5 protein-coding genes are annotated in these 6997 nt (G+C 75.2%); all 5 read left to right on the top strand.

Annotated elements, in window-relative coordinates; all coding sequences use genetic code 11:
- Window positions 1-254 precede the first annotated feature (254 nt).
- Window positions 255-1061 (top strand): hypothetical protein, encoded by an 807-nt coding sequence (locus ACIBP6_RS26065; protein ID WP_397056164.1) that lies wholly within the window; start codon window positions 255-257, stop codon window positions 1059-1061.
- A complete protein-coding gene (locus ACIBP6_RS26060; protein WP_397056162.1) occupies window positions 1058-2398 on the top strand; it encodes a DUF5691 domain-containing protein in 1341 nt (446 codons plus the stop codon). The genes ACIBP6_RS26065 and ACIBP6_RS26060 overlap by 4 nt, the downstream gene beginning before the upstream one ends.
- On the top strand, window positions 2395-3459 hold the full coding sequence (locus ACIBP6_RS26055; RefSeq protein WP_397056160.1) for an AAA family ATPase: 1065 nt from the start codon (window positions 2395-2397) through the stop codon (window positions 3457-3459). The genes ACIBP6_RS26060 and ACIBP6_RS26055 overlap by 4 nt, the downstream gene beginning before the upstream one ends.
- A complete protein-coding gene (locus tag ACIBP6_RS26050) occupies window positions 3456-5711 on the top strand; it encodes a DUF5682 family protein (protein ID WP_397056158.1) in 2256 nt (751 codons plus the stop codon). The genes ACIBP6_RS26055 and ACIBP6_RS26050 overlap by 4 nt, the downstream gene beginning before the upstream one ends.
- Window positions 5712-5834: 123 nt before the next feature.
- Window positions 5835-6995, top strand: a complete 1161-nt coding sequence (locus ACIBP6_RS26045) for a VWA domain-containing protein (protein WP_397056156.1) — start codon at window positions 5835-5837, stop codon at window positions 6993-6995.
- Window positions 6996-6997 lie beyond the last annotated feature (2 nt).

Genomic DNA, 6997 nt, shown 5'->3' with positions numbered 1-6997 from the left:
ACGCTGGGTCTGACGGTGCTGGGTCTGACGGTGCTGGGTCTGACGGTGCTGGGTCTGACGGTGCTGGGTCTGACGGTGCTGGGTCTGACGGTGCTGGGTCTGACGGTGCTGGTTCAGACGGTGCTGGGGCCCACGGGTCCGGCTCTGGTGGCGCTGCCTCTGATGGCGCGCGGCGGGGGGCCGGGGGTGAGTCCGTCCGTCATGGGCGGGTCGCCGCGGGGCTGGCCGAGCTGGAGCGGTGGCTGGCCGACCAGGTGCGCCAGGGCCTGGCGGGCGCGGCCGAGCACGACTGGGAGGGCCTGGCCAAGCGGCTCGTCGACGCCCAGGCCCCCGGCGTGGCCGGCCTGGTGTCCCGGCTGGCGCGCGTGCGCCGCGAGGACGACTGGCCGGGCCGGCTGCTGGAGGAGTACGCCCTCGTCAACCTGCTCGCCGTCGCCTACCGGCGGCGCGCCGGGCTGCCGGGCCCGCTGGCCCGTACGGTGCTCAGCCGGGCCGGCTTCCCGGTCACCCGTGAAGAGGTGCTGGCCGGGCCCCCGGTGCGCGACCACTGGCACGTCCTCGGCCGGCGCGACGAGGAGCAGGACAAACTGACCGCGCGCCGCGTCTGGCTCCGGGGCCGCCACACCGGCGGGGCCGCGCTGATCCTGTCGTTCGCGCCGCAGGGGCAGCCGCTCGACGCCTCCCTGGTGACCGGCACGGTCGTCGACGCCGACCTCACCTACTACCCCGGCGCCGCCCCGCTGCGCGCCCTGGTCGCGGCCCGCCACGGCCACGACACGCCCGCGCCGCCGCCCGGCCTGTCGCCCGGCGAGGCCCTCGACGAGGTCGCCCGGGTGCTGGCCGACGACCCCTGGACGGAGTCCTGGCCGCTCGTGCTGTCCGGCGTGGTGCCCGAGCGCGCCTCCCTCGGCGGCCTGCCGCTGCATCCCCGCGCCCGCGACCCCTGGCGCCTGATCGCCGTCTCCGGCGGTCACCCCCTCACCGTGGCCGCCGAATGGACCCCCCAGGGCCTGCGCCCCCTGACCACCTGGGACGACAACGGAACGGCGGTGATCCTGTGACGGGCTGGGAGGAGCTCACCTCGACGGCGTTGGTCGGCACCGATCGGCGGCCGTACCGGGGAGACCTGCTGGAGGTCGCCGCCGTGGAGGCGGTGCGGCGGCGGGCCGGACGGCGGGCCGGCGCGGCGGCGGGCGGCGAACCCGCGCCCGCGGAAGAGCGGGAGGCCGTCGGGCGGCAGGCGGCCGAGCGGCTGATGCGCATCCTCGGCGGCGAGCACGACCGGCTGCTGCCCGAATGGCTGCGGGCCGCCGCCGCGACCGGCCGCCGGGTGCCCCCGTACACCCTGCCCGACCTGCTGGAGCGCGGACGGCGCGACAGGTCGATCCGCGAGCACCTCGGCGTGCTGGCCGCGCAGCGCGGCCGGTGGCTGGCGGCGCTCAACCCCGCCTGGGGCTACCTCCTCGACGAGCCCACGGGCGAGACGTGGGAGCTCGGCGGCTCGGCCGATCGTCTGGCCCACCTGCGTGCGCTCCGGGCGGCCGACCCCGGCGAGGCCAGGCGGCTGCTGGAGAGCACGTGGGAGCGCGAGACGCCCGACGACCGGGCCGAGTTCGTCGCCCTGCTGGCCGACGGGCTGAGCATGGACGACGAGCCGTTCCTGGAGGAGGCGCTCGACGACCGCCGCCGCGAGGTGCGCCAGGCCGCCGCCAACCTGCTCACCCGCCTGCCGGGCTCGCGCATGTCCCGTCGCATGGCCGGACGGCTCGCCGCCTGCGTGACGATCACCGGCGACGTCATCGCCGTCGAGGCGCCCCAAGCGTGCGACAAGGCGATGGAACGCGACGGCGTACGCGCGAAGCCGCCCCGGGGCACCGGCGAGCGCGCCTGGTGGCTGCAGCAGATCGTCGCCCGCGCCCCTCTGTCGGCGTGGGGGCCGCCCGGCCGCATGCTGGAGATGCGCATCCCCGACTGGGACGCCGACGTGCGGGCCGCCTGGGTACGCGCCGCCGTCCTGCAGCGCGACCCCGAGTGGGCGCGCGCGATGTTCGGCTTCGACCCGATCGCCGACCTGCTCCAGGCGCTGCCGCCCGGCGAGCAGCAGGAGCTCGCCGCCCGGTTCGTCGAGAGCCGCGACCCCGACAGCCAGTTGATCATGGTGCTGGGCGGGGTGTCGTCCCCCTGGGGCGAGGAGCTCGCCACGGCCGTCCTGCACAAGATCATCAAAGTGAACGCCACGCAGCCGTGGAACCTCGGCGAGCTGGTCAGGCTGGCCGGCGAGCACATCGACCCGGCGCTGTTCCCGCTCGCGGCGAGCTACTCGCCCGTCGAGCCCATCCAGCAGGTCGCCGCCCTGCTGCGTTTCCGAGCTGACATGTACAAGGAGCTTGCCGCATGACCGTTCTGCGCCCGCACGCGGAAGACCAGTACGCCGAGGAGCTGGCCCTCCTGGCGAAGGACGACGACCGCCCGAGGCCGCCGGGCTGGAAGCTGTCGCCGTGGGCGGTTACCACGTACATCTTGGGTGACGGCGACCGGATCACCCCGAAATACGTGGGCGCGCGGCGCATCGTCGAGGTCGCCGTGGCCACCCTGGCCACCGACCGCGCGTTGCTGCTGCTCGGCGTGCCCGGCACCGCGAAGACGTGGTTGTCCGAGCACCTGGCGGCGGCGGTCAGCGGTGACTCGACGCTGCTCGTGCAGGGCACCGCCGGCACCGCCGAAGAGGCCGTGCGCTACGGCTGGAACTACGCCCGGCTGCTGGCCGAGGGCCCGTCGATCGAGGCGCTGACCCCCTCGCCGGTGATGCGCGCCATGGCGGAGGGCCGTGTCGCCCGCGTCGAGGAGCTCACCCGCATGCCGTCCGACGTGCAGGACGCGCTGATCACCGTGCTGTCGGAGAAGACGCTGCCGATCCCCGAGCTCAACCGCGAGGTCCAGGCCGAGCGCGGCTTCAACGTGATCGCCACGGCCAACGACCGCGACCGCGGCGTCAACGAGCTGTCCAGCGCGCTGCGCCGCCGCTTCAACACCGTCGTGCTGCCCGTTCCGGCCACCGCCGAGGAGGAGGTCGACATCGTCTCCCGTCGCGTCACCCAGCTCGGCCGCTCGCTGGAGCTGCCGGAGACGACGACCGGGCTGGAGGAGATCCGCCGCGTCGTGACCGTCTTCCGGGAGCTGCGCGCCGGGGTCACCGAGGACGGCCGCACCAAGGTCAAGTCGCCCAGCGGCACGTTGTCGACCGCCGAGGCCATCTCCGTGCTCACCAGCGGCATCGCGCTGGCCGCCCACTTCGGCGACGGCGTGCTGCGGCCGTCCGACGTGGCGGCCGGCATCGTCGGCGCGGTGGTGCAGGAGCCGGTCTCCGACCGCGTGGTGTGGCGCGAATACCTCGAGACCGTGGTCCGGGAGCGCTCCGACTGGCGCGACTTCTACCGCGCCTGCCGCGAGGTCTCATGAGCGTCCCGGATTCCGGCGTCGCCGTCCTGGGGGTGCGCCACCACGGGCCCGGCTCGGCGCGGGCCGTGCGGCGCGAGCTCGAACGCCTGCGCCCCGACGCGATCCTCGTCGAGGGGCCGCCCGAGGCCGACGGGCTGGTGGCGCTCGCCCCCGGCCTGGAGCCGCCGGTCGCGCTGCTCGCCCACGTACCGGGTGAGCCCTCGCGTGCCGCGTTCTGGCCGTTCGCGGTGTTCTCGCCCGAGTGGCAGGCCATCCGGTACGCCACGTCCGCCGGCGTCCCGGTGCGCTTCTGCGACCTGCCCGCCGCCCACACGCTGGCGGGCGACGACGACCACGAGAGCGGCGGCGACCGCGGCGGCGACCACGGCGGCGGCGTGCCGGCCGATCCCATCGGGGCGCTTGCCTCGGCCGCCGGCTACGACGACCCGGAACGCTGGTGGGAGGACGTCGTCGAGCACCGCGGCGACACGCCGTTCGAGGTGATCGCCGAGGCCATGACCGCCGTACGCGAGGGTTACCGGCCGGGCGGGCGGGAGGCGGCGCGCGAGGCGTACATGCGCAAGACCCTGCGCGCGGTCCTCAAGCAGGGGTTCGGGCGGATCGCGGTGATCTGCGGGGCCTGGCACGTGCCCGCGCTGGCCGGGCCGCTGCCGCCGGCCACGGCCGACAACGCGGTCCTGCGCGGCCTGCCCAAGGTCAAGGCGGAGCTGACGTGGGTGCCGTGGACGTACGGGCGGCTGGCGTCGTGGAGCGGCTACGGCGCGGGCATCACCTCGCCGGGCTGGTACCACCATGTGTTCGACGCGCCCGACCGGCCCGTCGAGCGCTGGCTCGCCGCCGCCGCGGCGGTGCTGCGCGACGAGGGGCTCGCCGTGTCGTCCGCGCACGTCATCGAGTCCGTACGCCTGGCCGGCGGCCTGGCGGCCCTGCGCGGGCGTCCTGTGGCCGGGCTCGGCGAGGTCACCGAGGCGGCCAGGGCCGTGTTGTGCGAGGGCGACGACCTCGCGGTCGAGCTGATCCGGCGGCGCATGGTCGTCGGCGACCGGCTCGGCCACGTCAGCGACGGCACCCCCATGGTGCCGCTCCAGCGCGACCTGCGCGAGCAGCAGCGGCGGCTGAGGCTCAAGCCGGAGGCGCTCGACCGCGAGATCGACCTCGACCTGCGCAAGCCCCTCGACCTCGACCGCAGCCGGCTGCTGCACCGGCTGCGGCTGCTCGGCGTCGGCTGGGGCACGCCGGGGCAGGCGCGCGGCAAGGGCACCTTCCGCGAGACGTGGACGCTGCAGTGGCGTCCCGAGCACGACCTCGCGCTCATCGAGCACGCCGCGCTCGGCACCACGGTGGCCGCCGCGGCGGCGCGGCGGGCCGCCGACCTCGCCGGGGCCGACTCCGCGACGCTGGCCGACCTGACGTCGCTGGTCGAACGGTGCCTGCTGGCCGACCTGCCGCAGGCGTTGCCCGAGGTGCTCGCGGCGTTGTCGGCCAAGGCGGCGCTCGACACCGACGTCACCCGCCTGATGGCGGCGCTGCCCGCGATGGTGCGCGCCCACCGCTACGGCGACGTGCGCGGCACCTCGGTGGCGGGGCTGGCGGCGATCGTCCGTTCGATGCTGGAACGCGTGTGCGTGGGCCTGCCGGTCGCGGTCACCGGCCTGGACGACGACGCGGCCGCGTCCCTCCTCAAACACGTCGACGCCGTCCACTCCGCCGTCGCCCTCCTCGACGACCCCGCCGCGGAGACGGCCGTGGACACGGCCGGCATCGGGGGGTCGCCACGGGAGCGGTGGATGGGGACGTTGCGCGGCATCAGCGACCGGCAGGACCTGCACGGGCTCATCGAGGGCCGTCTCACCCGCATCCTGCTCGACTCCGGGGAGCTCGACGACGCCGGCGACCGCATGTCGCGCGCCATGTCGAGGGGCCAGGCGCCCGCGCGGGCCGCGGCGTGGGTGGAGGGGTTCCTGGCCGGGGGAGGGCTGCTGCTGGTGCACGACCCGCGCCTGCTCGGCCTAGTGGACGACTGGCTCACCGGGCTGTCCGGCGACCAGTTCACCGACGTGCTGCCGCTGCTGCGCCGTACGTTCGGCGGTTTCGCGGCGCCGGAGCGCCGGGCGGTCGGCGAACGCCTGCGCGCGACGGGGCCCGGCGCCGCCCAGCGCGCCGAAGCGGGCCCCGCCCAGGACCTGGACGAGCACCGCGCCGCCCCGGCCGTCGCCACCGTCCTGTCGATCCTCGGCAGGGGGACGGCATGACCGCCCGGCGGATCCCCAGCCCGGCAAGAGCGGGGAAGGAAGTGCGGAGGGGCGGCCACGCGCGGTGGCCGCGCCTGAGGGCCGGCAGAGGAGCGGGTGCGTGACGACGCGGAGGGATGGCGGATGAACGAGGCGGATGAGCGGTTGCGGCGCTGGCGGCTGGTGCTGGGCGGCGGTGCGGCCGACGGGATCGGCTGCGGGCTGGACGGCGCCGATGCCGGGATGGACGCGGCGCTGGCCGCCGTGTACGACGGCGCGGGCGGCGCGGGCGGTAGCCGGGAGGGCGGGCTCGGGGCGTCGGCCCCTCGGGTGGCGCGCTGGCTCGGCGACATCCGCACGTACTTCCCCTCGACCGTCGTCCAGGTCATGCAGAAGGACGCGATCGAGAAGCTCAACCTCACCCGCCTGCTCCTGGAGCCCGAGATGCTGGAGGCCGTCGAGCCCGACGTGCATCTCGTCGGCACGCTCCTCGCGCTCAACAAGGTCATGCCCGACCAGGCCCGCGAGTCCGCCAGGGCGCTGGTCCGCAAGGTGGTGGAGGAGCTCGAACGCAGGCTCGCCCAGAAGACCAGGGCGGCCGTCACGGGCGCCCTCGACCGCTCGGCCAGGACCCACCGCCCCCGCCGGATGGCCGACATCGACTGGGACCGCACGATCCGCGCCAACCTGAAGAACTACCTGCCCGAACGCAACACCGTCGTGCCCTCAAGGCTCGTCGGCTACGCCCGCAGGCAGCGCTCGGTGCAGCGCGAGGTGGTGCTCTGCATCGACCAGAGCGGCTCGATGGCGGCCTCGGTCGTCTACTCCAGCGTCTTCGGCGCGGTGCTGGCGTCGATGCGGTCGCTGAAGACGTCCCTGGTGGTGTTCGACACGGCGGTGGTCGACCTGACCGACCGCCTGCACGATCGGGTGGAGCTGCTGTTCGGCACTCAGCTCGGCGGCGGCACCGACATCAACCGGGCCATCGCCTACTCCCAGGGCCTGATCACCCGGCCGACCAACTCCATCTTCATCCTGATCAGCGACCTGTACGAAGGCGGCGTCCGCCAGGAGATGCTGCGCCGGGTGGCGGCGATGACGCAGGCCGGCGTACAGGTGATCGTGCTGCTCGCGCTGTCCGACGAGGGCGCGCCCTTCTACGACCACGAGAACGCCGCCGCGCTGGCCGCGATGGGCGTGCCCGCGTTCGCGTGCACGCCCGACGCCTTCCCCGACCTGATGGCCGCCGCGATCGAGCGCCGCGACATCGCCCGGTGGGCCGAACGCCACACCCAGCCCGGCTAGAC

The sequence above is a fragment of the Nonomuraea terrae genome (assembly GCF_044465245.1).
Classification (GTDB): Bacteria; Actinomycetota; Actinomycetes; order Streptosporangiales; family Streptosporangiaceae; genus Nonomuraea; species Nonomuraea terrae.
The sequence above is the reverse complement of the archived record's forward strand: the minus strand, read 5'-3'. Positions and strand labels throughout refer to the sequence as shown.